Below are 25,714 nucleotides of genomic sequence, written 5' to 3'. Positions count from 1 at the left end.
CAAGAAACGAAAGGTGCTAGACTGCCGCAGCCGGGCGGTGCTGCGAGTCCCGCAAAGGAATTCTGGAAGTCGCGCCACGACTAGCGATACGACTTTCGGCGCAAAAATCTGTTTTTGCGCTGCACAAATACCAAGAGAGCGATTCACAAGACAATGTATTCGTTCGTTGTTGCAGTGCCCGCCCAGGCCCGCCGCCCAGATGACGCAGGTGCCGGGCATGGCGAAACCATGCCGGCGGACCGCTATCCTGCGATGCTGCTGTGCCCGCCATGCTGAGGCTCGATCTCGCCGGGCTGTTCTGCCCGGAAGTGGTGCTGCGGGTCGCGCGCGCGGTGCGCGAGAATCCCCAGGCGGCCGTGTTCGAAATCCTGAGCACCGACCCGCTGAGCAGGATCGACATCCCCGTCTATGCCGCCCGCAACGGGCTGACCCTGGCCGATCAGGCGGCGTTGGAGGACGGCGTCTTCCGGTTCCGGCTCGCGCGGCCGGGCCTCGAACACGCCGGAGAGGGCAGGGACTGACGCCGCGAGCGGAGGAGGCGGCGGCAACGGTGTTCTCCCGCGGGCCGGCCCGATGGCGGCCTCCGCCTGCGCCGCGCCGCCGTGACGGCGGTTTTCCTCTTCCCGCCGCCGCGGCTCGCTTGACGCCACGGGTGCGATCGCTAGGCTCGGCCACAGTGGTCGCACTTTCGCGCGCCATGCCCGGTTCGGGCTGGCCAACCGCCGTAGCCGGCGGGGCGTAGGCGGAAGCGGGCCGCTTTCTTCCAGCAACACCGGATTCATTAACGTGCCCGGGCGACGAGGTCGCGCGGCGCGGCGGGACGTGCATGGACGACAGCGAGCCGTCTGAGACCTACGATGCCGGCTATACCGGCTGCGGCGATCTCGTGCTGCTGCTCCGCATCAAGCTGCGGAGCGCGCCGGGCAAGGTCGTGCGCGTCATCGCGCGCGATCCCGGCGCTCCGGAAGACATCCCGGCCTGGTGCCGGATGACCCGCAACGACCTTCTCCGCCACGAGCCGGACAGCCACAGCTTCTGGATCCGCTCGCGCCCGGACTGGACCTGACCCCACACCCGCAAGGAGCCTCAGCAATGCCCGGCAAGTTCGTCGTCTCGATCAGCGTCGCCAAGAACGACACCGACAAGGCCACCGTCGGCTTCGTCATCGCCAATGCGGCCGTCGCCTCCGACAAGGAGACCGTGGTCTTCCTGTCGATCGAGGGCACCCGCCTGTCGCAGGCCGGCTATGCCGACGACATCCACGAGGAGGGCTTCGCGCCGCTCAAGGAGCTGATGAGCAATTTCGCCGCCGCCGGCGGCACGATCTATGTCTGCTCGCCCTGCTTCAAGAAGCGCGGCCTCGACGAGGACAACCTCGTCGCCGGCGCCAAGATCGTCGGCGGGGCCAAGCTCGTCGAGTTCATGGGCGAAGGCGCCCCCGCGATCAGCTACTGAACGGGGCCGCCATGCGCCCGCGCACGCTCGCCCTCGTCCTGGCTCTGGTCGGCGGCCTCGGCTATCTCGGCCTGAGCCACCTGCTCTTCGAAATGCCGCAATCGGCGACCGCCGCCGAGGATTGCGGCTTCCTGCCCGAGGAGTTCCTGGGCGCGGGCCAGCTCACCTATGCGCGCGGGCAGGCCTGGTGGATCAGCTTCCAGCGCAAGCAGGAGATCTTCTCGCTGCTTTCGGTCGCGGCGGCGCTCGGCTTCGTCGGCTTCGCGTTGGCGACGGCGCGGCGCAACGGCGCCGGCACCACCGCCGGCGCTGCGCTGGGTGGCGGGGCGCTCGCCGTCTCGGCGCTCTGCGTCAGCTGCCTCGCGCCGGTGCTCTCGCTGGTCGGGCTCGGCATGGCGGGCAGCTTGCTGGCCGGCGTGCCGAAATGGCTGATCTTCCTCAACACGCTGCTTTTGACCGGCTGGGGGGCGCTCTACCTCTCCGGCCGGCGCGGCAGCGCCTGCAAGCTGCCGGACGCGCCCGCGCGCCCGGCCTGAACCGCCGACCTGAACCGTCGCCGACACCCCGCTGCGAGGGACCGCCATGCACAAGACCGCCCGCTTCCTCGTCGCCGCGGCCCTGGGCTGCGCCGTGCCATTCGCCGCCCCGCTCACGGCCGGGGCCGAGAGCCGCCTGACGCCGCTGGCGCCGGGCGTGCCAATCGCCCATCCGGTGGCGACGCAGGACCTGCCGCCGCCGCCCTTTTCGCTGGTCGCCGACCGGCCGGTGAACCCGGCCTATGTGCCCGGCCTGCCGGGGCTGAAGCAGGGCGTGGCGGTGAAGGACGATTTCGGCCTGAACCGGCCGCCCAAGTTCGACAGCGTTCTCATTCGCAAGAGCCGGGTCGAGAACGGCGAGGTGGTGATCCCGCCGGGCGGGCTGGCCTATCTCGAAGACACCTGGGGCGGCGAGACGGCGCTGCGCGGCGAGCCGCTGCCGGTGCTCGGCCGGATGCCGACCTATATCGACTACGACATGTCGATCGTCATCAAGGAGGACGTGACGATCCCGGCCGGCGGCAGCGTCGCGGTCGGCGGGCAGGTCTATCACTACTTCGCCACCGTCGGGCATGAGCGCACGGCCAACCACGCCATGCATGTGCGCACCATCGCCGGGCAGGACTGGGAATGGGCCTTCGGCGCGCCGGTCTTCTCGGCCAACCAGCCGGGCTGGTGGGCCGGGCAGGGGGCGAGCGGCTTCACCCAGCTCTACAACCAGGGGAAGATCCGCGAAGCCGGCCCGCAGAAGCTGGTGTTCGACTGGATCTCCGGCGTGCGCACCGACCGGATGCTGGCGGGCGAGCGCCTGTTCGCCGGGCTGGCGGCCAGCGGCGACAGCTGGCCGAGCGGGACCAAGACCATCCGCGTCGCCGGGATCGACGAGGCGGCCGGCACGGTGACGGTCGCGGTTCTCGAGGGCGGCAAGACCGTGTTCGAGAAGACGCTCGGGCCGATCCAGCCGCAGCGGCTGATCGAGGACACCGCGGCGCGCAAGGCGCTGGTGTTCGAGCATGACGGCGTCGCCGGCTTCCTCTCGCCCTGGCCTGAGGGCTTCAAGGACGGCAAGGCCAATCTCAAGCTCTACGACCGCACCATCGTCTTCGAATACGGCAAGCCCTATCAGTTCGACGGGCGCTTCACCGCCTATCCGGTCGGCTGCCCGACCGGGCATAATTTCGGCTTCATGCTGGTCAACCGCGACGAGATCCGCATCCGCCCGGGCCAGAAGGCCGAGGGGCCGGAGGGCTTCTTCCGCGTCGCGGTGAACCGCATCGACGGCGACAAGGTCGCGGACTGGCATATCGAGGACAAGGACGGCAACCGCTCGATCAATCTCGGCGGGCCGGCGGTCGCGAATGTCGATCTTGTGCTCGGCCAGGGCCGCGTCGCCGGCCAGGCGATCCTCAAGGATGTCGGCCGGGCGCTGCTCAACCGCGGCTACCAGGCCGCGGCGCTGCTGACCCGGGCCAGCGCTCAGGCCGCGCCGGTGCCCCCGGCCGCCGGCTCCGCCCAGGCCGCGACGGTCTCGGCCCCGCCACCGCCCGCTCCCGGCCTCTCGACCGGGCTGATCGCGGCGCTGGCCATCGCCGGCCTCGCCATGGGCGCGATCGGCTTCGAACTCGGCCGCCGCCGCGGCGCCTGAGCGCCGGCACGGCCGGTTTATCGAGGCCGGCGCCAAGCCGGCCGGACCGCGGCGACACCGCCGCGACGGAAGGAGATGCCGTGAACCCGAGCGACGCTCACAGCCACGCCCCCGATGTCGGCTTCGACGGCGGGGATCTCGACTGCGGCAACGGGCTGCTGCTGCTGATCCGCAAGCATATCGACCCGCTGCCGCGCGGCGGGCTCCTGGAGATCCGCTCGACCGAGATCTCGGTGGACGAGGACCTGCCGGCCTGGTGCCGGCTCACCGGCAACGAGCTGGTGTCCTGGACCAAGGTGAAGAAGCAGCGCTCCTTCCTGGTCTGCAAGGGCAAGCTGGCCGAGCGCGCGGCCGCGCCGGTGGCGGCCGTCGCCGCAGCGGCGCCCGCCGCCGCGCCGGTCCGCACCCGCACGCCGGTTGCCGCGCCCGCGATCCCGGCGCTGGCGGTGATGGGCATCGGCTCCTGGCCGCGGCCGCGCTGGATGGTCGAGGCCATGCACGCCCATGTCGAGGGCCGGCTGTCGGAGGCGGCTTTCCAGGAGACCGCCGACGACGCGGTCCGCCTCGCCATGGCGGCGCAGGAGAAGGCCGGGGTCGACGTGATCACCGATGGCGAGCAGCGCCGCGATTCCTATGCGAGCTTCGTCGCGAGCCGGCTCGACAACTGCCAGCTCATCCCGCTGGTCGATCTGCTGCCGCTGGTCGACCATCCGGAGGAGTTCGAGGCCGAGCTGCGCGCGCTCGACATTCCGGCCGGCGACGTGCGCCATCCCGCCGTGTTCGGCCGGCTCTCGCGCTCGCGCCCGCTGGTGGCGCACGAGGTCGACTTCGCCCGGACCGTTACGAATAAGCCGATCAAGGTGGCGCTGCCCGGGCCCTATCTGCTGGCGCGTACCATGTGGATGGAGTGCATCTCCGACCAAGCCTATGCCAGCCGCGAGGAGATCGCCGAGGACATCGTGCGGGTGCTACGCGAGGAGCTGGCGGAGCTGATGGACGCCGGCGCCGCGCTCGTGCAGTTCGACGAGCCGGTGCTGTCGGAGGTCGTGTTCTCGGGGGCCAAGAACAAGCGCTCCTTCATGTGCGGGGCGCTGTCAGAATCGCTCGGGCCGGAGCACGAGCTCGGCTTCGCGCGCGACCTGCTCAACGCCGTGCTCGACGGCATGCCGCGCGAGCGCACCGCGCTGCATGTCTGCCGCGGCAACTGGACGCCGGACGAGAGCGTCGCGCTCGCCGGAAGCTACGAGCCGCTGATCGGCATGCTGTCGCAGGTCAAGGTCGGCGCCTATCTGTTGGAGATGTGCACGCCGCGCGCCGGGGAGATGGAAATCCTGACGGCGTTGCCGCAGGAGGCGCGCATCGGCGTCGGCGTGGTCAACCAGAAGGACCATCACACCGAGGCGGTGGACGCGGTGGCACGCCGGATCGAGCAGGCGATCGGCCTGTTCGGACGCGAGCGGGTGCTGCTGCATCCCGATTGCGGCTTCGCGACCTTCGCCGACAATCCGATCTGCTGCACCGGCTCGGCGCAGGACAAGCTGGCGGTGATCGCGAGCGCCGTCCAGCGCTTCCGCGCCTGAGGGCAGGGGGCTCTCGGGGCGCGTTCGCAGGGTTGCGTCGGGCGGGCGCTTTCGCGCGCGTCAGTCCTTTGCCTTGTGGCCCGGCGGAACCGATTGGGCCGGCTGGCCGGTCTCGGAGGTGTTACGGTCGGAGGGCTTCACCGGCAGCGGGCTGTGGCCCTCCTGCGGCGGCTGTGCGGCCGCCGGCGGCTCGCCGGGCTTGCGCGGATCGGTCTGCGACTGCGGGGCCGTGGCGCCGGGCGTCGTGGTCTGGGCCAGCTGGATGCGCGGGGCGCCGTCGGTCGGGTCCGTCACGGCGCCCGCCGGTGCCGACACGGCGCTCAGGCCGAGAAGGGTCGCGGCGGCGAGGCAACGGCTGAAAGCGGACATGGATCATGCTCCGGTTGGCGAAGCGACGCGCGCTTCCTTGTCGCGAGACAACGAGCCACGCCGCGATCTGTTCCAGACGGGGCGGGAGTCGGCGGCGTCCCGCGACCCTGTCGCGCGGTGCCGGGTGCTGGCCGTCACCGCCCCGGCGCACTAAGCTCGCCGGCCATGGATATGATGGGTTCGACATGAAGATCGTGGGCCTCGCCGGCTGGAGCGGCGCGGGAAAGACGACGCTGCTGGTGCAGCTGCTCGAAAGGCTGACGGCGCGGGGTGTCAGCGTCTCGACCGTCAAGCACGCGCATCACGGCTTCGACGTCGACGTGCCGGGCAAGGATTCCCATCGCCACCGCATGGCGGGCGCCGGCGAGGTGCTGGTCGCCTCCAGCCGGCGCTGGGCGCTGATGCATGAGCGGCGCACCCCGCGGGAGGCGGCGCTCAGCGAATTGCTGCCGCTGCTCTCCCCGGTCGACCTCGTGCTGGTCGAGGGGTTCAAGCACGAGGCGCACCCCAAGATCGAGGTGCACCGCGCCGCCAACGGCAAGCCCTTCCTGTTTCCGACGCTGCACGATGTCCGCGGCCTGATCAGCGATGTCGCCGCCCCGCCCGGCTGGAACGTGCCTCTGGTCGCGCTCGACGATCTCGACGGCGCGGCCGAGCTCGTCCTGAACGCCGCGGCGCCGCGCAAGGCGGTGCTGGCTGCGCTGGCAGCGGCCGCCGCGCCGGCGCTCGCGGAGAGCTGAGCGCCATGGCCCAGCTCTCCGCCGACCAGTTCACCCTCGCGGACGGCCTCCTCACCGTCGAGCAGGCCCTGGCGCGCGTCGTCAAGGGGCTGCAGCCAGTGCCGGAGGTCGAGACGGTCGCGCTGCTCGACGCGGATGGTCGCCAGCTCGCGGCCGACATCGCTGCGCCGATCGACCTGCCGCCCTTCTTCAATTCGGCGGTGGACGGCTATGCGGTGCGCCATGCCGATCTGGCCGCGGCCGGGCCGAGCCTGCTGCCGGTCGGTGCGCGCGTGCCGGCGGGCGATCCCGGCCTTGCCGTCTCGGCCGGGCAGGCGGTGAGGATCTTCACCGGCGCGCCGATGCCGCCGGGGCTCGATACCGTGTTCATGCAGGAGGATGTCCGGCTCGCGGGCGCGGCGGTCGCATTGCCGGCCGGGCTGTCAGCCGGGGCGAATTGCCGGCCGGCGGGCGAGGATGTCGCCGCCGGTGCGCTGGCGCTCCATGCCGGCGAGCTGGTGACGCCGGAGCGGATCGCGCTCGCGGCGGCGCTCGGGCTGACGGCGCTGCCGGTGCGCAGGCGCATCCGCGTCGCGGTGTTCTCCACCGGCAACGAGATCGTCTCGCCGGGCGGTGCGCGCGGCCCGGCCCAGATCTACGACGCCAATCGCTTCCTGCTCCAGGCGCTGCTGCGGCGCCTCGGCGCCGAGGTCAGCGATCTCGGCATCCTCGGGGACGACCGCACCGCGATCGCGCGAGCGCTGCGCCAAGCGGCGTCCGGCCACGACCTCATCCTCACCTCCGGCGGCGTCTCGGCCGGCGAGGAGGACCATGTGAAGTCGGCGGTCCGCGAGGTCGGCAGCCTCGATGTCTGGCGCCTGGCGATCAAGCCCGGCCGCCCCGTCGCCATGGGGGTAATTCCGTCCGCCGTGCCGGGGCAGGCCGCCGCCTTCGTCGGGCTGCCGGGCAATCCCGTCGCGGTTTTCGTCACCTTCGCGCATCTGGTGCGGCCGCTTCTGGCCGCGCTCGCGGGCGGGCGGCCGGCGGCGCCGCCGGCGCTGCGGGTCTGCGCGGCCTTCTCGCATCGCAAGAAGCAGGACCGGCGCGAATATCTGCGTGCGGCCCTGCGCCTGACGCCCGATGGCGCTGTCGAGGCGGTGAAGCATCCGCAGGACGGCTCCGGCATCCTGACCTCGCTGACGCAGACGGACGGGCTCGTCGAACTGCCGGAAGCGCTGGAAGAGGTGGCGCCGGGCGATTCCGTCGGCTTCCTGAGCTACGCGCTGCTGCGCTGAGGCTTCAGGCGTCCGGCGTCGCGGCGAGCGCTGCCTCGGCCGCCGCCAGATCCTCCGGCCGGTTCAGGTTGAAGAAGGGGTCGAGCGGCTCGCTCGCCCATTCGGCCGCGGCGACGCCTTGCAGGGCAGCAAAGCGCCCGACCCTGCGCTCCTCCTCGACCGTCAGCGCATGGCGCAGCCTCTCCGCCAGCGCGACCGGCCAGAGCCCGACCACCGGATGCACCCGCCCGCCCGAGCCGGCGCAGGCCAGCGGCGTGCCCGCCGCGATCCGCGCTTGATGAAGCCGTGCGACGAGATCGCGTGGCAGGAAGGGCGCGTCGGTCGGCACCGAGACGACCCAGTCATGGCCGGGGCGGTGGTGCCGCACCCAGTCGAGCGCGGCGAGCACGCCCGCCAGCGGCCCGGGATGGTCCGGCAGCGTGTCGGGCACAACCGGCAGGCCGAGACCGGCGAAGCGGGCCGGGTCGCCATCGGCGTTGACGATCAGGCCGGCGCATTGCGGGGCGAGGCGCGCGGTGGCCCGTGCCAGCAGCGTCTGCCCGCCGATGAGCCGCAGCGCCTTGTCGCCGCCGCCCATACGCCGGGCCAGCCCGCCGGCCAGCAGCACGCCGATCGTCGCCGGATAGGGAAGGTGGGCTGCGTCCATGCCTTTGTCTTGAAGACGCGCTGTCGACGGCGGCCCGTACCGGGGCCGCGCGTCGTTCAGGCCGCGATCTCGATCCTCTCCTGCGCCAGGATGGTCTGGCCGGCATCGTCGGTCCAGCGCATGGCGAGTTCGCCGCCGGTCTCGGCGATGAAGCGGAATTCGAGATAGGGGCTCGGCGAGACCGCTGTCTCGGGACGCCAGGTGAACAGCGTGGCGCCGTCCAGCGTGCAGGCGAAGCTGTTGATGATGTTGCGCGGCACCAGCTCGCCGCTCGCCTGCTTGCGCAGCCCGGTCTCCATCGGATGGGCGACCATGGCCCTGACGATGACGACCTCGCCCTTGGCGGGCTTGCGGTTGCTCAGCCAGATGCGTGGCTTGGACATGGCGACCTCCTCACATTCCGCAGCCGCCGCCGGCGACGGTCACCGGCTTCGACTGCATCAGCACGCTGCCGTCGCTCATCCGCGCCAGCGCGATCACCGACTGGCTCTCGGCGAGGCGCACGCGGATCGCCACGTCGGCGAGCCCCATGCGCCGCTCGAAGCGGAAGCGGCAGACCGCCGGCCGCGGGTTGCGGTCGGCGATGATCAGGATCTCCTCGCACCAGAGGCTGTCGCTGAAACGCTCGGCCAGCTTCACCGCCACCGGCACGGCATTGGGATTGTCGGCGGTCAGCGGCACGTCGAGCGAGAGCCCGTCGCTGCGGGTCGGCCGGCCGCCGGTGAACTCCTTGAGCAGGGCGTCGACCTCGGCACGCGCCAGGGCCGGGCGGGCGGCGAGGGCAACGGCTGCCGCCGCCCCGAGTGCCAGGGTCTCGCGCCGTGTCACGGGCATGGTCGTCTCTCCTCTCAGGCCAGGAAGTCGCCATACATGCGCTGCGCCCATTTGAAGTCCTCCTCCAGGAGGTCGGGCGTGCGGATGTCGACGTCGATCTGGGTCTGCCTGACCGTGCCGTCCGCCATCAGCTCGTAGTCGAACTGCACCGAGATGGCTTCGCGCGGATCGCCATTGACCAGCATGTAGCACAGGTTGTCGGGCAGCAGCACCTTGACCTCCTGCTTCCTGACCCGCTGGGCGAGATAGGTCGCGACGATCTTGCCGACATAGTTCGCGACATGGCCGCTCTTGGGATAGTGCCCGAACTGCGGCGAGATCATCCCCATGGCGTCGCCGATCACATAGACGCTGTCGTCGCTGCGGGCGTGCAGCATGGTCGGGTGGATGTCGGCCCAGCCGGTCGGCTTGCCCTCGGGATTCTTGGCGATCAGGTCGGCATACCAGACCATGTCGGCGGCCTGGTGCGGCGGCATCAGCACGGCGTCGTCGAAGTCGAAATCGCCGGCCGAGGTCTTGATGCGCTTGTTGAAGGGATCGACCTCGCGCACCGCGGCGTTCGGCACGTGCTGGATGATGTCGGGATAGAGCTCCTCGAAGGCGGCGCGGAAGCCGCCGCCGATCGGCATGATGCGCGTCTTGGGATCGAGGATGACGATCTTGCCCGGGATCTTGTTGACCTTCATGTGCCAGGCCATGACGCAGGCCCGCTCATAGGGCGATGGCGGGCAGCGATGCGGCGGCGGCGGCAGCGTCATCACCATGGTGCCGCCCTTGAAGGTCTTCAGCTTGTTCTTGAGCGCGACATGCTCGCTGTTGGGGATGTAGGCGGAGGGGAAGCTCATCCGCGTCGTCTCGATGGCGCGGCGGTCGTCGCCGAACCAAACATCGTAGGCGTTGCGGATGCCGCCGGCGAGGATGAGGTAGTCGTAGTCGATCCGCCCCTGCGCGGTGCGCACCAGCTTCTTGTCGCGCTCGATCGCGGTGATCTCGGTCTGGATCAGCGTGTAGCCATGGCGCCGTGCCGGCGCGAACATGTCGTGCAGCAGGTAGTTGGTGTCGACCACGTCGATCAGCCATTTGTTGCTGATCGGGCAGGACCAGAACACCGGGTTGCGCTCGATCACGATGACCTCGGCCTCGGGCAGCTGCTGGCGCAGGTATTTGGCGGCGGAGAGGCCGCCCCAGCCGCCGCCGCAGATGACGATGCGCGGGCTGGCCGGGCCGCTGCGCGGCAGAAGCTGCGTCGCGTCGGTGACCACGGCGGGCCGGGCGAGGGCGGGCGCCGAGGCCAGCGCCGCGGCCCCGGTCGCGATGAGATGGCGGCGGCTGATCATGCTGTCTCCTCCCCTTTATTGTCGAAAGCGGTCGATGGTGTCGTGGTCGCGCGCAGCGTCAGCGCCGTGCCGGCGAGGATGCCGGCGATGGCGACGAGGCTGGTCAGCGACAGCGTCGAGGCGCCGCTCAGCCCCTGGCCGATCGAGCAGCCGACGGCGAACACGCCGCCGACGCCCATCAGCGCGCCGCCGGCGAGATAGCGGCCGACCGGGCGCGCGGCCGAGAAGCCTTCGATGCGCCAGTCGCGGCGGGCGGCGGCGAGCAGGAAGGAGCCGACGACCACGCCGGCGACCAGCGCCGGGCCGAAGGCGAGGGCGCGGCCGACCGCCTGCATCAGATAGAGCAGCGTGTCGCCCACCGGCACGATGAAGCTGGCGGAGGCGAGCGGCACCGGCTCGAAATCGTCGGCGCCGAGTACGCCGGTGACCGCCCAGCCGGCGACGATGCAGGCCCCGACCAGCGCGCTGCCGAAGACGAGGGCAGGGCTGTCGGCGAGCCGGCGGCCGGCGGGCGCCCGCTCGCGCAGCACGAAGGCGAGCAGCGCCAGCGCGACGAGCCCGGTGACCAGCAGCGTGGCGGCGCCTGCGGGCAGCCCGGCCAGCGCCAGCAGCTCCGGCAGGCTCGGCGGCAGCGAGAGCTCGACACGGCCGATCTGGCCGAGCGCGCCGCGGGCGCCGGCCAGCACGCCGGTAAGCGCGGCATAGCCGGCGGTGCCGAGGCAGAGCAGCACGACGAGGGAGCGCAGATTGCCGCCGCCGAGCAGGACGAGGGCGCGGAAGCCGCAGCCATTGGCCAGCACCATTCCGGCGCCGAAGACCAGCCCGCCGAGGAAGATGGCGGGGGCGGAGAAGGCGGTGCGCAGATAGGCCGACTGGCCGAGCTCGATCCAGCCGGCGAATTGCAGCGCCTGGGTGCCGACCAGCGCGACCAGCAGGGCGAGCGCGAAGCCGCGCAGCGGCCGGCCGTCGCCGCCGCTCCAGCGCTCCTTCAGCCCGCGATAGAGGCAGAAGCCGCTGAGGCGCCCGGCCGCGCCCAGCACGATGCCGAGGCCGAAGCCGGCCCAGATCACCGTGCCCGGCGCGCTCATCGCCGCGGTCCCCAGATGTCGGCGGTGATCGCGTCGTACCAGCCGCCGGCGAAGCGTGCCTCGGCGGCGCGGAAGGCGGAATCGGCCCCAAGCGGGCTGACGCCACCGGCGCCGGGCACGGTCGCGATCCTGCCCTCGGCGACGCGGTACACATCCGCGACCGAGATGCCGTAATCGGGCCCGACCAGGCTGTAGCAGGTGTTCATCCAGGCCGGGCGCGGCGCCGGCCGCCCGCCGAGCTCGGCGGCGATGGCGGCGGAGGCGAGCCGGCCCTGTCCGCTGGCGCAGAAGCCGGATTTCGGCATGGGCGCGGCCTGGGTGGCGTCGCCGACGACATGGATGTGCTCGCCCTGGCGGGCGGCGAAGCTCTCCGGCTTCACCGGCACCCAGCCGGAGGCGTCGGTCAGCCCGGCGCGCCGGGCGATGGCGCCGGCCTGCTGCGGCGGGATGACGTTGAGCACCGCCGCCTTGTGCACCGTGCCGAAGGCGGTGACCGCCTCGCGCCTCGCGGCGTCGACACGGACGACGGCGCCGTCATCGGCCTGGCCGATCCATTCGACCATGTCGCCATAGAGCGCCTTCCAGCCCTCCTGGAACAGCGCCTTCTTCGAGAAGGCGTCCTTGGCGTCGAGCACGAGGATTTTGGCGCGCGGCCGCGCGGTCTTCAGATAATGCGCGATCAGGCCGACGCGCTCATAGGGGCCGGGCGGGCAGCGATAGGGATTGTCCGGCACCGTCATCACGACGAGGCCGCCATCCTCGAGGGCTTCGAGCTGGCGGCGCAGCAGCAGCGTCTGCTCGCCGGCCTTCCAGGCATGGGGGGCGAGCGAGGCGGCCGCCTCGTCATAGCCCTCGAGCGCATCCCAGCGCATGTCGACGCCGGGCGAGAGCACCAGACGGTCATAGGGCAGGGCCGAGCCGTCGGCGAGGACGAGCCGGCGGCCGCTCTGGTCGATCTCGCGCGCCGCGGCCTGGACCCGCGTTATGCCCAGCCGTTCGAGAGCGGCGAAGTCGTGGCTGATCGAACCGATGTTGCGCAGGCCCGCCAGCACGAGATTGGAGAAGGGGCAGGTGACGAAGCGCGGCGCCGGATCGACCAGCGTCACCGCGATCTCGGGGGCGAGGCGCCGAAGCTGGCGCGCCGCGGTGGCGCCGCCGAAGCCGCCGCCGACCACGACGACGCGGGCGGGCGCCGCCCGCGCGACATGCGGGGCGGCGAGCGTGGCGAGGGCGGCGGCACCGCCGCGCAGGAGGTCGCGACGCGTGATCATGGCGTGCTCCTCGCCGGCAGAGCGGCGTAATAGCGTGCGAGTGCCGCGATCTCCTCGGGTGCGAAGCCCTTCATCAGCCGGGTCATCACGGTGGTGCCGGGGATTTCGCCGGCGCGGAAGGCCAGCAGCAGCGTCGCCAGTTCCTGCTCGGGCCGCCCCGCGATCGAGGGCATGGCGCCGGGCGAGGCGCCCTGCGGCCCGTGGCAGCTCATGCAGCCGCCGGCGAGCATAGCCGCATCCGCCGCTGACGGGGTTTCGGCCGCGACGGGAGCCGTCGCGGCCATGAGGAGCGCCGCCGCGCCCAGGGCCGGTGCGAGTTGCTTCATCCGCCATCCTCCCACACCCGCGCGCCGGAAGCGCACGGGCCCAAGGCCCGGCCTGTCGCCGATCATGTTTGACTGGAGCTGGAAGGTCCGCTCGCTACGGTGGCAGAGCCCGAACCGGGCATGGCGCGACGCGAACACCTTCGACCGCACGACCATAGAAGCCGCCCAAATCGCCCGTCAAGCCGGGCTGCCGGAAGGGCAGGGAAGGCTGCGGATGCGCGCCGGGCACCGGGAGCCGGCGGGCGGCGCATGAGGACGCAGACCGATGGCACGGCCGGCCGGGGCAGCGGTGGCGCTAGGGTAGGTTTAGACGCGCAGCCGAGGATCGCTCATCCGGGTGAGATGCTCGGCTTCAAAGCGTGCGGCTGATGGAAATGCGACAAATCATGCCGATAGCCGATGGCGCTCCCTAGGGGACTCGAACCCCTGTTTTCGCCGTGAGAGGGCGACGTCCTAGACCGCTAGACGAAGGGAGCAGCGCGGCAGGCCGTCCGTATAGTCGGCGGCGCGGCGGGCTGCAAGCCCCTGTGGTGCGATGATGTGGAAAAATCTCGCGGGCGCCGTCGGGCGGGGCCGAGCGGCGGAGGATGGTCGCGGCGGGCGGTGCCGGCGAAGGGCGGATAGCGAGCGGAGACCGGCGGGGACAGGGATGGGGCACGTCTGGACGGTCCGGCTGCCGAAGGGGCGTGCGGTCGCGGCCGAACGGAGGCGCGCCCGGCCGGCTGCCGAGGGGACGAGCGGCCGCGGCTGAGCTGAGGCAAGGCCCGCCGGCGGTCGGCTTGTGCAGGTTTGCGGCGATGTCCGGGTGCGATGCCACGCTCGCTGTTCCGCCGTTGCGGGAGCTCGGTGAGGCTTATCTCCGGCGCAGGGGCTTGCCTCCCTCCGTCATGTCGGGAGGGGCGTGAAATGGCCTGGAGCGCCTCCTTGCAGCCCTTAGCGCGGGGCCGAAAGCGCAAGAGTTGCCCGGAAGCCTGCTCCCGCCCGCTCGCTGCGGGACGATAGGGCAAGGGGGCACATGCCCGGCGCGGGGCGCGCGCCGGGCGTAAGGTGGTTGGTCGGAAATGCTGCCTCAGCCGGCTGCGTCGGCGAGGGCGGGGTAGTCGGTGTAGCCCCTGGCGTCGCCGCCATAGAAAGTCTCGACCTGCGGGGTGTTGAGAGGCGTGTTCCGGCGCAGGCGCTCGGGCAGGTCGGGGTTGGCGATGAACAGCCGCCCGAAGGCGACGAGGTCGGCCTCGTCGTTCGCCACCGCGGCGATGGCGAGGTCGCGGGTGAAGCTGTTGTTGGCGATGTAGGTGCCGCGGAAGGCCCGGCGCAGCGCCTTGTAGTCGAAGGGCAGGTAGTCGCGCGCCTCGCGCGTCGCGCCCTCGACGACATGGATGAAGCCGATGCCGCGCTGGTCGAGCGCGGCGACCAGATGGGCGAAGAGCGGCTGCGGATCGCTGTCGCGCGCATCGTTGGCCGGGGAGACCGGCGAGATGCGGATGCCGACGCGCTCCTTCGGGAAGACGGTGCAGACGGCGTCGACCACCTCGAGCGCGAAGCGGCAGCGGTTCTCGATCGAGCCGCCATAGGCGTCCTCGCGCCGGTTCGAGGCGTCGCGCAGGAACTGGTCGATCAGGTAGCCATGCGCGCCGTGCAGCTCGATGCCGTCGAAGCCGGCCGCCTTGGCGTTGCGGGCAGCCTGGGTGAACTGGGCGACGATGCCGGGGATCTCGTCGAGGGCGAGCGCGCGCGGCTTCGAGACCTCGGTGAAGCCGCTCTCGATATAGGTCTTGGTCGCGGCGCGCAGGGCCGAGGGGGCGACAGGCGCGGCCTCGCCGGGCTGCAGCGTGCGATGGCTGACGCGGCCGACATGCCAGAGCTGCGCGAAGATCACGCCGCCCTCTGCGTGGACGGCATCCGTCACCGCCTTCCAGCCGGCGATCTGGGCCTCGCTGTAGATGCCAGGCGTCCAGACATAGCCCTGGCCCTGCTGCGAGATCTGCGTGCCCTCGGTGATGATCAGGCCGGCGCCGGCACGCTGGCGATAATACTCGACATTGAGCGCGTTGGGCGCATCATCGCCCCGGCTGGCCCGGTTACGGGTCAGGGGCGCCATCACCACGCGGTTCTTCAAGGTGAGATCGCCGAGGCGATAGGGCGTGAACAGCGCGGGGGTCTCGGTCCCGGCGGGAGCGGCGGAATGGCTCATTCTGGCAATCCTCGACTGCAGATCGACTGGGCGGCGAGGGCGCGCGGGTCGCGCCGTCGCATCGCCGGAGAGATAGGCGCGCGCCGGCGGATTGGTACGGCCGCCGCACGCATGACGCCAAGAAAACACGATTCGTCCGGCGCGGGAGCCGGCGGGAGATGACGCTTCCCCCGGAGGGCCCTGTGGCGGGTGAAACGCTCCTGCCGCGCTGGCGTGCCGGCCTCGGGCGCGGGCTCGGCTCGGGGCTGGGCCTGGGGCTGCGTGGGCTGGTCGGTCTGGTCTATCCGCCGTCCTGCGTCGCCTGCCGGGCGGCGACCGGCGAGGCGCAGGCGCTCTGCGCCGCCTGCTGGAGCGGCATGGCCTTCATCGAGCGGCCCTATTGCGAGCGGCTGGGCACGCCCTTCGAGGTCGATCTCGGTCCGGGGCTGATCTCGCCGGCGGCCATGGCCGATCCGCCGGTCTTCGCCCGCGCCCGCGCCGCCTGCCGCTTCGACGGCACGGCGCGCGATCTCGTGCACCGGCTGAAATACGGCGATCGGCTGGAACTGGCGCGGCTGCTCGGGCGGCTGATGGCGCAGGCCGGGCACGAACTGACGGCCGAAGCGGACCTCGTCGTGCCAGTGCCGCTGCACCGGCTGAGGCTGTGGACGCGGCGCTTCAACCAGGCGGCGGCGCTGGCGGGCGAGGTGGCGCGGCTTTCGGGCCGGCTTTACGAGCCGCGGGCGCTGGCGCGCGTCAAGCGCACGCGCCAGCAGATCGGGCTGACGCGGGCGCAGAGGGCGGAGAACCTGCAAGGCGCATTTCGCGTGCCGGAGGCGATGCGCCCGCGCCTTGCCGGCCGGCGCGTGCTGCTGGTCGACGACGTGCTGACCACGGGCGCGACCGCCAATGCCGCGGCGCGCGCCCTGCTGCGCGGGGGCGCCGCCGCGGTCGACCTGCTGACCTTCGCGCGGGTCGTGACGCAGGCCTGAGCCGCGCCTATAGTCCAAGGCATCGCAAGCAGGACGATACGCCGATGCCGAAGGTCACGATCTACACCACGGGCTGGTGCCCGTATTGCCACGCGGCCAAGGCGCTGCTGACGAAGAAGGGCGTCGCCTTCGAGGAGATCGGCGTCGACGGCCAGCCGGAGCTGCGCAAGGCGATGACCGAGCGTGCCGGCGGGCGGACCTCGGTGCCGCAGATCTTCATCGGCGACCGTCATGTCGGCGGCTCGGACGATCTGCACGCGCTCGAGGCGCGCGGCGAGCTCGACGCGCTGCTGGCGGCCTGAGGGAGGACGGAAGCGATGACACGATCGACGGCCGGCGCCGGCCCCGATGCGGTCTTCCGTGCGGCCTGCGTGCAGATGCGCGCGACGCGCGACCCGCTGCGCAACCGCGACGACGCGATCCGCATGATCCGCGAGGCGGCGACTGCGGGCGCGCAGTTCGTGCAGACGCCGGAGGTCACCAATCTCTGCGAGCGCGACACCAAGCGCATGCGCGAGCTGACCCAGACGGAGGAGGCGCACGCGGTGCTCGCCGGGCTGCGCGAGACGGCACGCGACGCCAAGATCTGGCTGCATATCGGCTCGCTCTCGGTCGCCGATGGCGAGAAGATCGCCAACCGCGCCTATGTGATCGACCCCGAGGGCACGATCGCGGCGCGCTACGACAAGGTGCATCTCTTCGACGTCGACCTGCCGAACGGTGAGACCTGGCGCGAGTCCAACACCTTCACCGGTGGCGACCGGGCGGTGCTGGTCGAGACGCCCTGGGGGCTGGTCGGGCTATCGATCTGCTACGATGTCCGCTTCCCCTATCTCTACCGGGCCGAGGCCGAGGCCGGCGCCTTCATGCTGACCGGGCCGGCCTGCTTCACCCGCCAGACCGGCGAGGCGCACTGGCAGGTGCTGCAGCGGGCGCGGGCGATCGAGAACGGCGCCTTCATGATGTCGGCGGCGCAGGGCGGACTGCACGAGGACGGGCGCGAGAGCTACGGCCATTCGATCATCGTCGACCCCTGGGGGCGCGTGCTCGCCGAGGCCGGCAACGAGCCGGGTGTGGTCATGGCCGAGATCGATACCGCGCTGGTGGCGCAGGCGCGGGCCCGCGTGCCCTCGCTGCGCCATGGCCGTTCGCCGCGCGTCACCATCGCGCGGGCCGAGCGTCCCCGCCACGACGCGGCGGAATGAAGCGCCCCGGTCCGGCGCGGCTTGCGGGCGATCGCCCCGCCCCCTATGTCGCCTGCCGGTGCGCTTCCCAGGCGCATGGCGAGAGAGGCCGTGCCGGCGACCACCCCGTTCACGCGGGGCGGTCGGCGCGGCCTACGGGTTTCGTGACGAGATGATCCGCTATTCCCTGATCTGCGATACGGGCCACGCCTTCGAGAGCTGGTTCGCGAATTCGTCGGGCTTCGAGGAGCAGGCGCAGCGCGGCCTGGTGACCTGCCCGGTCTGCGACAGCCCGCGGGTCGAGCGCGCGGTGATGGCCCCGGCCGTGGCGCGCACCGACCATGAGCGCCGCGGGCGCGGCGCTGCCGTGCCGCCTGCGGCGGAGCCTGCCGCGGCGCCCGTTCCGGCCGAGCCGACGCAGCCTGTGGCGCTGATCGGCGAGCGCGAGAAGGCGCTGCGGGCGATGATCGGGGCGCTGCACGCCCATGTGGCGCAGAGCGCGGAGCATGTCGGCAAGCGCTTCGCCGACGAGGCGCTGAAGATCCATCACGGCGAGAGCGAGAGCCGCGCGATCTATGGCGAGGCCTCGCTGGAGGATGCGCGCATGCTGCACGAGGAAGGCGTCGCGTTCCTGCCGCTGCCGCGCCTGCCGGACGGCGGCAACTGAGGCCGGCGTCGCGCCCCGCAAGCGGTGCGCTTCTCATGACCTGAAGCGGGCGCTGCCGGCTCCGTGCAGAGATGGCGGGCTGCAGGCCGGCGTCAGTCCGGCAGGACCTTGCCCGGGTTCATCAGATTGTCCGGGTCGAGTGCCTGCTTGATCTGGCGCATCACCGCGACAGCCTCGTCGCCATATTCGCGGCGCAGGAACTTCACCTTGCCGTAGCCGAGGCCGTGCTCGCCGGTGCAGGTGCCGCCGAGATCGATGGCGCGCTCGACCAGCAGGGTGTTCAGCCGCTCGGCCTCGCGGATCTCCTCGGGCGAATCCATGCGGATGTGGAAGCCCATGTGGAAATTGCCGTCGCCGACATGGCCGAGCGCCACGACGGGGAAGGGCGCGTCCTTGGCGTGCCGGCGGATCTCGCCGATGCAGGTGGCGAGCTGCGAGATCGGCACGCAGGTGTCGGTGCCCCAGCTGCTCGAGCCCGGGCGCAGGCCGAGCAGCGCGTAGTGCAGGTTGTGGCGGGCCTGCCAGAGCTTCGTGCGCTCCTCGGCGCTGGCGGCCTCGCGCCAGCCGCTGCCGCCATGGCCCTCGGCGATGGCGCTCATCATCGCCGCCTGCTGCGCCACCCCGTCGGCCGTGCCGTGGAACTCGATGAACAGCGTCGTCGTCTCGGGATAGGACAAGTTGTTGTAGGTGTTGATCGCGCGGATGCAGGTCTCGTCGACCAGCTCGACGCGCGCGACCGGGATGCCGCACTGGATCGTCTCGATGGCGCAGGAGACCGCCGCCTCGACGTCCGGGAAGGAGCAGACCGCGACGGCGCTCGCCTCGGGAATGCCGAAGAGCCGCAGCGTCACCTCGGTGATGATGCCGAGCGTGCCTTCCGAGCCGACGAAGAGCCGCGTCAGGTCGTAGCCGGCGGAGGATTTGCGGGCGCGCCCGCCGGTCTTCACCACCGTGCCGTCGGCGAGCACCACGGTGAGCGCCAGCACATTGTCCTTCATCGTGCCGTAGCGCACCGCATTGGTGCCGGAGGCCCGCGTCGCCGCCATGCCGCCGATGGTGGCGTCGGCGCCGGGATCGACCGGGAAGAACAGGCCGGTATCGCGCAGATACTCGTTCAGCTGCTTGCGGCGGACGCCGGCCTCGACCGTGCAGTCGAGGTCCTCGGCGTTGACGCGCACGATCCCGGTCATGCGCGAAAGATCGACGCAGACGCCGCCCTGCAAGGCCGCGACATGGCCTTCCAGCGAGGTGCCGCCGCCGAAGGGCACGACCGGAACCTTCGCCGCGTGGCAGAGCGCCAGGATGCGGCTGACCTCTTCCGTGGTCAGCGCATAGCAGACCACGTCGGGGGCTTGCGTCGGATGGTAGGATTCGCCGTGGCCGTGATGCTCGCGCTCGCTGGCGGCGCTGGTGCAGCGCGGACCGAGCAGGTCCTGCAACTGCGCGACGAGGCCGTCGAGCGCGGGATGCCGCGGCCGGTCGGGGACGATGGCTGTGATGGTCATGGGTCAGGGATCCCGAAGCGTGTCCTCGCCGCCGGCCCGCGCGCGTCTCGTCGCGCCGGGCCCGCCCGCGGCAGGCTGAGCATGAGCGCTTCCCGCGCCGAACGAAAGCGGCGTCAGCGCATGTCCGCCCGCTCGGCGATGCCGAGCAGGTACTGGCCGTAGCCGCTCTTGGCGAGGGCCCGGCCGAGCTCGGTCAGCTGCGCCCGGTCGATCCAGCCATTGTCGAAGGCGATCTCCTCCGGGCAGGCGATGCGGAAGCCCTGGCGCCGCTCCAGCGTGCGCACGAACTCCGAGGCCTCGACCAGCGAATCCGGCGTGCCGGTGTCGAGCCAGGCATAGCCACGCCCCAGCCGCTCGACGCCGAGCTGGCCACGCTCGAGATAGGCGAGGTTGACGTCGGTGATCTCCAGCTCGCCGCGCGCCGAGGGCTTGAGGCCGCGGGCGATCTCGACCACCTGCGCGTCGTAGAAATACAGCCCCGTCACAGCCCAGTGCGAGCGCGGCCGCTGCGGCTTCTCCTCGATCGAGAGGGCCGTGCCCTGGGCGTCGAACTCGACCACGCCATAGCGCTCGGGATCGCTGACGCGGTAGGCGAAGACGGTGGCGCCTTCGCCGCGGCCGGCGGCGCGGCGCAGCACCTGCGTCAGCCCGTCGCCATAATAGAGATTGTCGCCGAGGATCAGGGCCGAGGGACCGCCCGCCACGAAATCCGCGCCGATATGATAGGCCTGCGCCAGGCCCTCCGGCCGGGGCTGCACCGCATAGGAGAGCTTCAGGCCCCAGCGTTCGCCATTGCCGAACAGCGCCTCGAAGCGCGGCGCGTCCTCAGGCGTGGCGATGATCAGGATCTCGCGGATGCCGGCGAGCATCAGCGTCGAGAGCGGGTAGTAGATCATCGGCTTGTCGTAGATGGGCAGAAGCTGCTTCGACGTCACCATCGTCATCGGATGGAGCCGCGTGCCGCTGCCGCCGGCCAGGATGATGCCTTTCACCGGAAAGCCTCCTTCAGACTTCGCCGCCGGCCAGGAGCGCCGCGACGCAGGGGCCGAGCGAGTCGCGCCATGGCGGCAGGGCGACGCCGTGGCGCTGCGCCAGCAGGCCGCAATCGAGCCTCGAACTGGCCGGCCGCCGTGCCGGCGTCGGATAGTCGGCGGTGCCGATCGCCCGTACCGCGGCCGCGGGGCCGCCGATCGCCCGCGAGGCGGCGAAGACGGCGCGCGCCAGATCGGCCCAGCTCGCCTCGCCGCCGCCGGCGGCATGGAAGACGCCGCGCAGGATGCCGTCGCCCGGTCGCGCCACCAAACCGGCCGCGACGGAGAGGATCGCATCGGCGAGATCGGTTGCTGCGGTGGGCGAGCCGATCTGGTCGGCGACCACGCCGATCTCCTCGCGCGTCCGCGCCAGCCGCAGCATGGTGCGCACGAAATTCTGGCCGAAGGGGCTGTAGACCCAGGCGGTGCGCAGGATGACGTGGTCCGCATGCGCCGCCGCGACCGCCCGCTCGCCGGCGAGCTTGGAGCGGCCATAGGCGCCGAGCGGGCCGGTCGCGTCGTCCTCGCGCCAGGGGCGGGGCAGGGCGCCGTCGAAGACGTAGTCGGTCGAGATCTGGATCACGGGCACGCCGAGCTGGCGGGCGGCGGCAGCCACCGCGCCGGCGCCCTCGGCATTGACCGCCATCGCCAGCTCCTCGTCCGACTCGGCCTTGTCGACGGCGGTATAGGCGGCGGCGTTGACGATGCAGTCGGGCCGGGCTTCCGCCAGCGCGGCGAGCACGCCGTCCGGCCACGCCAGGTCGAGCGCGGGGCGGCCGATCGCGATCACGGTCGCGCCGGCCTGCGGGCCGCGCTGGATCAGGGATTGGACGACCTGTCCGGTCCGTCCGGTCACGGCAATGCGCATCGGGCCTTCGCCATCGGGCAGGCAGGGGAAGCTTCGGCGGGTCTACAGCATCGCCGCGGCCGGTGGAAACCACTTCTCGCGCCGAAGACTGCGCCGCTCAGGCGCTGCGCTCGAAGTCGCGCGCCTCCGCCTTCAGCCAGGCCAGCAGCGTGTCGCGGTCGGCACTCTGGCGGCTCTGCGGATTGACGGTAAGCCAGCAGCCGGCGGCGCTCTCGAAGCCGAGGCCGAGTGGATTGACCAGCGCGCCCGAGGCCAGTTCCTCGGTGACGAAGCAGCGCGGTGTCAGCGCCAGGCCGAGGCCGGCGACGGCGGCGCGGATGATCACCGAATAATAGCCGTAGCGCACGGTATGGGCCGGCACGGCGCCGCGCAGCCCGTGCGCCTCGGTGAACTCCGCCCAGTAGGCCGGCATCTGGAAATGCTGGAGCAGGGTCATGGTCTGGATGTCGGCGGGCCGTGCGAAACCGCCCATGCGCTCCAGCAGCGAGGGGGCGGCGACCAGCGCGACCTCGCGGCCGAAGAGATAATGCGAGTCGCGGCCGGGCCAGGGGCCGACGCCGTGGACGATGTCGAGATCGGCCTCCTCGATGTCGACCTCGCTGACGAAATTGGTGAACTGCACGTCGATGCCGGGATGCGCCTCGGCGAAATGCGGGAAGCGCTCCATCAGCCAGCGCTCGCCGACGATGGCGAGCATGTGCAGGCGGATCGGCCGCGACAGCGCCGCCCGCTCGGCGAGCCGGCGCGCCCCGCGCTCGATCTGCTCGATCGCCGCCTCGGCATAAGGGCGGTAGAGCGCGCCGGCGTCGGTGGGCTTGAGCCCGGTCGGGCTGCGCTCGAACAGCGTGGTGCCGAGATGCTCCTCCAGCGTCTGGATCTGCTTGGAGACCGCGCTCTGGGTCAGATTGACCTCGCGGGCCGCCTGCGCGGTCGAGCCCCACCGCGCCACGGCGAGGAAGGCCCGCAGCGCAGTGGTGGAGGGCAGCGGGCCGCGCGGGCCGCGCGGGCTGCGGGGGCGGTGGGTCAAAGGGTATTCCTGAAACGACTATCCCGAGGAGATCGTTTCGTTTGCCGGTCGCGGGGTCAAGGGGCAGTGTCCGGCCGGGAGAACTTCATGAGCCAGGCTACTCTTCTCTGGGGCGGGCGTTTCCGCAAGCCGCCGGACCCGCGCATGATGCGCCTGTCCAGCGCGGCCGGCGCGCACATCCGCCTCGCGGCGCAGGATATCGCCGGCGGCAAGGCTCATGCGGCCGAGCTCGCCCGCGCGGGGCTGCTCACCGCCGCGGAGTCGCAGGCCATCACCGCGGCGCTGGACGCCATCGCGCAGGAAGTGGCGGCCGGCACGCTGGCGCCGGGGCCCGGCGACGAGGATATCCACACCTTCGTCGAGCGCGTCCTGGTGGCGCGGATCGGTGCCACGGGCGCCAAGCTGCGGGCCGGGCGCTCGCGCAACGACCAGGCCGCCAACAATCTCAAGCTCTATCTGCGCGAGGAGGCGCGGGCGCTGGGCGGGCTGCTCGCCACGCTGCTGGCGGCGATCGCCGACCAGTCGCAGGCGCATGCGGGCTCGGTCTGCCCGGGCTTCACCCATTTGCAGAGCGCCCAGCCGGTGACCTTCGGCCATTGGCTCATGGCGCATGGCCAGGCGCTGGCGCGCGACGCCTCGCGCCTGCAGGACTGGGAGAAGCGTACCAATCTCTCGCCACTGGGCGCGGCGGCGCTGGCGGGCTCGGCGATCGCGCTGCGGCCCGAGCTCAGCGCCGCGGCGATGGGCTATGACGGGCCTTGCGAGAACTCCGTCGACGCTGTCGGTGCGCGCGACCATGTCGCGGAATTCCTGTTCGTCGCGGCGATGCTGGCGACGAACCTGTCGCGGCTGGCCGAGGAGGTCACGCTGTGGACCTCGCGCCAGTTCGGCTGGGTGGTGCTGGACGACGCCTTCGCCACCGGCTCATCGATCATGCCGCAGAAGAAGAACCCCGACATCGCCGAACTATCGCGCGGGCGGGCGGCGCGTCTCATCGGCGATCTCGTCGCCATGCTGGGCGCGCTCAAGGGCCTGCCGCTGGCCTATAACCGTGACCTCGCCGAGGACAAGCGTGCCGCCTTCGACGCGGTCGACGTGCTGTCGGAGGTGCTGCCGGCCTTCGCCGGGCTGGTCGAGACCATGGCGGCGAAGCCCGAGGTAATGCGGGCGCAGGCCGGCGCGGGTTTTGCCTTGGCGACAGAGGTGGCCGATTATCTGGCGCGCAAGGGCGTGCCCTTCGCCGAGGCCCATGAGATCACCGGCGCGCTGGTGCGCCATTGCGAGGAGGCCGGCCGCGAGCTCGAGGATCTCGATCCCGCCGCGCTGGCCGCGATCGATCCGCGCCTCGACGCAGACGTGCGCGCGGTGCTGACGCTTGATGCGGCGGTCGCCGCGCGCTGCGGCCATGGCGGCACGGCGCCGGAGCGGGTGCGCGAGCAGGTCGCGCGCTTCCGCCACCGGCTGGCGGAATTCGAGGCTTGGACGAAGGAGCGCAGGGCATGAGCGAGGCCGCAACGACGCCACCGCCGCGTCGCCTCGGGGAGATCGCCGGGCTGCGCATCGTGCCGCGCCGCTATTACGGGCGCTGGGTCGCCGCGGCGCTGATCCTGCTGGTACTGGCCTGGATCGTGAAGGCTTTCGCCGACGGTCAGATCGCCTGGGAGGTGGTGCGCCAGTTCTTCACCGCCCCGGCCATCCTCTCGGGCCTGGTCAACACGGTGATCATGACCGCCTGCGCCATGGCGCTCGGCATCCTGCTCGGCGTGGTGTTCGCGATCATGTACATGTCGCCGAACCCGGTGCTGCGCGGCGTGGCGCTGCTCTACATCTGGTTCTTCCGCGGCACGCCGCTGCTGCTGCAGCTGCTGCTCTGGTTCAACCTGGCGCTGGTCTTCCCGACGATCGGCATCCCCGGCGTGGTCGAATGGCGCACGATCGACGTGATCGGCCCGTTCATGGCGACGCTGCTCGGCCTCGGCATGAACCAGGGCGCCTATACCGCCGAGGTGGTGCGCTCCGGCATCCTGTCGGTCGATGTCGGGCAGACGGAGGCCGCCAAGGCGATCGGCATGACGCGGCTGACCACGCTGCGCCGGATCGTGCTGCCGCAGGCGATGCGCGTCATCATTCCGCCGGTCGGCAACGAGGTGATCAGCATGGTGAAGCTGACCTCGATCGCCAGCGTGATCCAGTACTCCGAGATCCTGCGCAACGCGCAGACGGTCTATTACGCCAATGCCCGGGTGATCGAGCTGCTGATCGTGGCGGCGGCCTGGTACCTGATGGTGGTCACCATCCTGCAGGTCGGCCAGTTCTTCCTCGAACGGCATTTCTCGAAGGGGCGGGGCGAACGCCGGGCCAAGGCGGCGCCGGCCGGGGAGAGCGCAGCATGAGCGACAAGGCCCCGATCGTCGTCGCAGCCAACGTCACCAAGCAGTTCGGCCAGCTCAAGGCGCTGAACGACGTCTCGCTGTCGATCATGCCCGGCACGGTCCAGTGCATCATCGGCCCGTCCGGCTCGGGCAAGAGCACGCTGCTGCGCTGCATCAACCAGCTCGAGAAGATCGATCGCGGCGCGATCGAGGTGGCGGGCGAACTGATCGGCTATCGCCGCGTCGGCGACGAGCTGCACGAGCTGAGCGACGCCGAGATCGCCCGGCAGCGCCTGACGACCGGCATGGTCTTCCAGCGCTTCAACCTGTTCAACCACATGACCGCGCTGCAGAACATCATCGAGGGCCCGGTCACCGTGCTGAAGCGGCCGCGCCGCGAGTCGATCGCCGAGGCCGAGGCCCTGCTCGCCCGCGTCGGCCTCGCCGACAAGCGCGATTCCTACCCGATCGAGCTGTCGGGCGGCCAGCAACAGCGCATCGCCATCGCCCGCGCCCTGGCGATGAAGCCGAAGCTGATGCTGTTCGACGAGCCGACCTCGGCGCTCGATCCCGAGCTGGTCGGCGAGGTGCTCAGCGTGATGCGCGACCTCGCTGCCACCGGCATGACCATGATCGTCGTGACCCACGAGCTCGGCTTCGCCCGCGAGGTGGCGGGCGACGTGGTGTTCATGGACCGCGGCGAGATCGTCGAGCGCGGCGCGCCCGCGCAGGTGCTGGTCGCCCCGCGCGAAGCCCGCACCCGCGACTTCATTGCCGCCGTCCTCACCTGAAGCGCC

28 protein-coding genes and 1 tRNA gene are annotated in these 25,714 nt (G+C 71.5%); 15 read left to right on the top strand and 14 right to left on the bottom strand.

The window, feature by feature from the left end; translation table 11 throughout:
- Window positions 1-269 precede the first annotated feature (269 nt).
- The 6 genes from ABE438_RS10145 to ABE438_RS10120 all read left to right on the top strand — a co-directional run bounded on the left by ABE438_RS10145 (window position 270) and on the right by ABE438_RS10120 (window position 5,216).
- Entirely contained in the window at window positions 270-521 is a 252-nt protein-coding gene (locus tag ABE438_RS10145; protein ID WP_346502490.1) for a sulfurtransferase TusA family protein, read from the top strand.
- A 305-nt stretch (window positions 522-826) separates the two neighbouring features.
- Window positions 827-1,066, top strand: coding sequence for a sulfurtransferase TusA family protein (locus tag ABE438_RS10140; RefSeq protein WP_346502489.1), 240 nt, complete (start codon window positions 827-829; stop codon window positions 1,064-1,066).
- Between the two features lie 26 nt (window positions 1,067-1,092).
- Window positions 1,093-1,455, top strand: coding sequence for a DsrE family protein (locus tag ABE438_RS10135; protein WP_346502488.1), 363 nt, complete (start codon window positions 1,093-1,095; stop codon window positions 1,453-1,455).
- Between the two features lie 11 nt (window positions 1,456-1,466).
- A complete protein-coding gene (locus tag ABE438_RS10130) occupies window positions 1,467-1,991 on the top strand; it encodes a hypothetical protein (RefSeq protein WP_346502487.1) in 525 nt (174 codons plus the stop codon).
- Between the two features lie 46 nt (window positions 1,992-2,037).
- Window positions 2,038-3,636, top strand: coding sequence for a hypothetical protein (locus tag ABE438_RS10125; protein ID WP_346502486.1), 1,599 nt, complete (start codon window positions 2,038-2,040; stop codon window positions 3,634-3,636).
- Between the two features lie 80 nt (window positions 3,637-3,716).
- The gene (locus ABE438_RS10120) at window positions 3,717-5,216 is read left to right on the top strand and encodes a 5-methyltetrahydropteroyltriglutamate--homocysteine methyltransferase (RefSeq protein ID WP_346502485.1); all 1,500 of its coding nucleotides are present in this window, start codon (window positions 3,717-3,719) and stop codon (window positions 5,214-5,216) included.
- 60 nt (window positions 5,217-5,276) lie between these two features.
- Here ABE438_RS10120 and ABE438_RS10115 read toward each other — a convergent pair whose 3' ends face one another.
- Window positions 5,277-5,585 carry a hypothetical protein gene (locus ABE438_RS10115; RefSeq protein WP_346502484.1) on the bottom strand — a complete coding sequence of 103 codons (309 nt, stop codon included), beginning with the start codon at window positions 5,583-5,585 and terminating at the stop codon, window positions 5,277-5,279.
- Between the two features lie 185 nt (window positions 5,586-5,770).
- On the opposite strand from ABE438_RS10115, the gene mobB reads away from it, so the two are divergent.
- Together mobB and ABE438_RS10105 are read left to right on the top strand one after the other, a co-directional pair.
- The gene (mobB, locus tag ABE438_RS10110; protein ID WP_346502483.1) at window positions 5,771-6,325 is read left to right on the top strand and encodes a molybdopterin-guanine dinucleotide biosynthesis protein B; all 555 of its coding nucleotides are present in this window, start codon (window positions 5,771-5,773) and stop codon (window positions 6,323-6,325) included.
- A gap of 5 nt (window positions 6,326-6,330) precedes the next feature.
- Entirely contained in the window at window positions 6,331-7,599 is a 1,269-nt protein-coding gene (locus ABE438_RS10105; protein ID WP_346502482.1) for a molybdopterin molybdotransferase MoeA, read from the top strand.
- A gap of 4 nt (window positions 7,600-7,603) precedes the next feature.
- On the opposite strand, the gene mobA is transcribed toward ABE438_RS10105, so the two are convergent.
- The 9 genes from mobA to ABE438_RS10060 form a co-directional block, all read right to left on the bottom strand.
- Complete coding sequence (gene mobA, locus ABE438_RS10100; RefSeq protein ID WP_346502481.1) at window positions 7,604-8,245, bottom strand: molybdenum cofactor guanylyltransferase MobA; 642 nt, start codon at window positions 8,243-8,245, stop codon at window positions 7,604-7,606.
- A 56-nt stretch (window positions 8,246-8,301) separates the two neighbouring features.
- On the bottom strand, window positions 8,302-8,628 hold the full coding sequence (gene soxZ / locus ABE438_RS10095) for a thiosulfate oxidation carrier complex protein SoxZ (protein ID WP_346502480.1): 327 nt from the start codon (window positions 8,626-8,628) through the stop codon (window positions 8,302-8,304).
- Window positions 8,629-8,638: 10 nt separating this feature from the next.
- Entirely contained in the window at window positions 8,639-9,079 is a 441-nt protein-coding gene (locus ABE438_RS10090) for a thiosulfate oxidation carrier protein SoxY (protein ID WP_346502479.1), read from the bottom strand.
- Between the two features lie 14 nt (window positions 9,080-9,093).
- Window positions 9,094-10,416, bottom strand: a complete 1,323-nt coding sequence (locus ABE438_RS10085) for an FAD-dependent oxidoreductase (RefSeq protein WP_346502478.1) — start codon at window positions 10,414-10,416, stop codon at window positions 9,094-9,096.
- Complete coding sequence (locus ABE438_RS10080) at window positions 10,413-11,504, bottom strand: YeeE/YedE family protein (RefSeq protein WP_346502477.1); 1,092 nt, start codon at window positions 11,502-11,504, stop codon at window positions 10,413-10,415. Before ABE438_RS10080 ends, ABE438_RS10085 begins: the two co-directional genes overlap by 4 nt.
- The gene (locus ABE438_RS10075) at window positions 11,501-12,775 is read right to left on the bottom strand and encodes an FCSD flavin-binding domain-containing protein (protein WP_346502476.1); all 1,275 of its coding nucleotides are present in this window, start codon (window positions 12,773-12,775) and stop codon (window positions 11,501-11,503) included. Before ABE438_RS10075 ends, ABE438_RS10080 begins: the two co-directional genes overlap by 4 nt.
- Window positions 12,772-13,101 (bottom strand): c-type cytochrome, encoded by a 330-nt coding sequence (locus ABE438_RS10070; RefSeq protein WP_346502475.1) that lies wholly within the window; start codon window positions 13,099-13,101, stop codon window positions 12,772-12,774. The genes ABE438_RS10075 and ABE438_RS10070 overlap by 4 nt, the downstream gene beginning before the upstream one ends.
- 400 nt (window positions 13,102-13,501) lie before the next feature.
- A tRNA-Glu gene (locus tag ABE438_RS10065) sits at window positions 13,502-13,577 on the bottom strand.
- 593 nt (window positions 13,578-14,170) lie between these two features.
- Window positions 14,171-15,292, bottom strand: coding sequence for an alkene reductase (locus ABE438_RS10060; protein ID WP_346502474.1), 1,122 nt, complete (start codon window positions 15,290-15,292; stop codon window positions 14,171-14,173).
- Window positions 15,293-15,450: 158 nt separating this feature from the next.
- On the opposite strand from ABE438_RS10060, the gene ABE438_RS10055 reads away from it, so the two are divergent.
- The 4 genes from ABE438_RS10055 (at window position 15,451) to ABE438_RS10040 (ending at window position 18,114) form a co-directional block, all read left to right on the top strand.
- Window positions 15,451-16,263 carry a ComF family protein gene (locus ABE438_RS10055; protein ID WP_346502473.1) on the top strand — a complete coding sequence of 271 codons (813 nt, stop codon included), beginning with the start codon at window positions 15,451-15,453 and terminating at the stop codon, window positions 16,261-16,263.
- Window positions 16,264-16,307: 44 nt separating this feature from the next.
- Window positions 16,308-16,565: a glutaredoxin 3 gene (grxC, locus tag ABE438_RS10050; protein ID WP_346502472.1), complete on the top strand. Its 258-nt coding sequence runs from the start codon at window positions 16,308-16,310 to the stop codon at window positions 16,563-16,565.
- A gap of 15 nt (window positions 16,566-16,580) precedes the next feature.
- Window positions 16,581-17,468 (top strand): carbon-nitrogen hydrolase family protein, encoded by an 888-nt coding sequence (locus ABE438_RS10045; RefSeq protein ID WP_346502471.1) that lies wholly within the window; start codon window positions 16,581-16,583, stop codon window positions 17,466-17,468.
- A 151-nt stretch (window positions 17,469-17,619) separates the two neighbouring features.
- The gene (locus ABE438_RS10040; protein WP_346502470.1) at window positions 17,620-18,114 is read left to right on the top strand and encodes a DUF1178 family protein; all 495 of its coding nucleotides are present in this window, start codon (window positions 17,620-17,622) and stop codon (window positions 18,112-18,114) included.
- A gap of 92 nt (window positions 18,115-18,206) precedes the next feature.
- On the opposite strand, the gene ABE438_RS10035 is transcribed toward ABE438_RS10040, so the two are convergent.
- The 4 genes from ABE438_RS10035 to ABE438_RS10020 all read right to left on the bottom strand — a co-directional run bounded on the left by ABE438_RS10035 (window position 18,207) and on the right by ABE438_RS10020 (window position 22,545).
- Window positions 18,207-19,619, bottom strand: coding sequence for an FAD-binding oxidoreductase (locus tag ABE438_RS10035; protein ID WP_346502469.1), 1,413 nt, complete (start codon window positions 19,617-19,619; stop codon window positions 18,207-18,209).
- A gap of 113 nt (window positions 19,620-19,732) precedes the next feature.
- Window positions 19,733-20,611 carry a glucose-1-phosphate thymidylyltransferase RfbA gene (rfbA, locus tag ABE438_RS10030; RefSeq protein WP_346502468.1) on the bottom strand — a complete coding sequence of 293 codons (879 nt, stop codon included), beginning with the start codon at window positions 20,609-20,611 and terminating at the stop codon, window positions 19,733-19,735.
- A 13-nt stretch (window positions 20,612-20,624) separates the two neighbouring features.
- The gene (gene rfbD / locus ABE438_RS10025) at window positions 20,625-21,518 is read right to left on the bottom strand and encodes a dTDP-4-dehydrorhamnose reductase (protein ID WP_346502467.1); all 894 of its coding nucleotides are present in this window, start codon (window positions 21,516-21,518) and stop codon (window positions 20,625-20,627) included.
- 97 nt (window positions 21,519-21,615) lie between these two features.
- Window positions 21,616-22,545: a LysR family transcriptional regulator gene (locus ABE438_RS10020; protein WP_346502466.1), complete on the bottom strand. Its 930-nt coding sequence runs from the start codon at window positions 22,543-22,545 to the stop codon at window positions 21,616-21,618.
- Window positions 22,546-22,632: 87 nt separating this feature from the next.
- On the opposite strand from ABE438_RS10020, the gene argH reads away from it, so the two are divergent.
- From argH to ABE438_RS10005, 3 genes are read left to right on the top strand one after another with little or no spacing between them, the layout of a single operon-like run.
- Complete coding sequence (argH, locus tag ABE438_RS10015) at window positions 22,633-24,048, top strand: argininosuccinate lyase (protein WP_346502465.1); 1,416 nt, start codon at window positions 22,633-22,635, stop codon at window positions 24,046-24,048.
- Window positions 24,045-24,938 (top strand): amino acid ABC transporter permease, encoded by an 894-nt coding sequence (locus ABE438_RS10010; protein ID WP_346502464.1) that lies wholly within the window; start codon window positions 24,045-24,047, stop codon window positions 24,936-24,938. The genes argH and ABE438_RS10010 overlap by 4 nt, the downstream gene beginning before the upstream one ends.
- Window positions 24,935-25,708: an amino acid ABC transporter ATP-binding protein gene (locus ABE438_RS10005; protein ID WP_346502463.1), complete on the top strand. Its 774-nt coding sequence runs from the start codon at window positions 24,935-24,937 to the stop codon at window positions 25,706-25,708. Before ABE438_RS10010 ends, ABE438_RS10005 begins: the two co-directional genes overlap by 4 nt.
- The last annotated feature ends 6 nt before the right edge of the window (window positions 25,709-25,714 follow it).

The organism is Allobosea sp. TWI1241, assembly GCF_039673065.1.
GTDB lineage: Bacteria > Pseudomonadota > Alphaproteobacteria > Rhizobiales > Beijerinckiaceae > Allobosea.
This window is presented reverse-complemented; position numbering and strand designations above follow the sequence as displayed.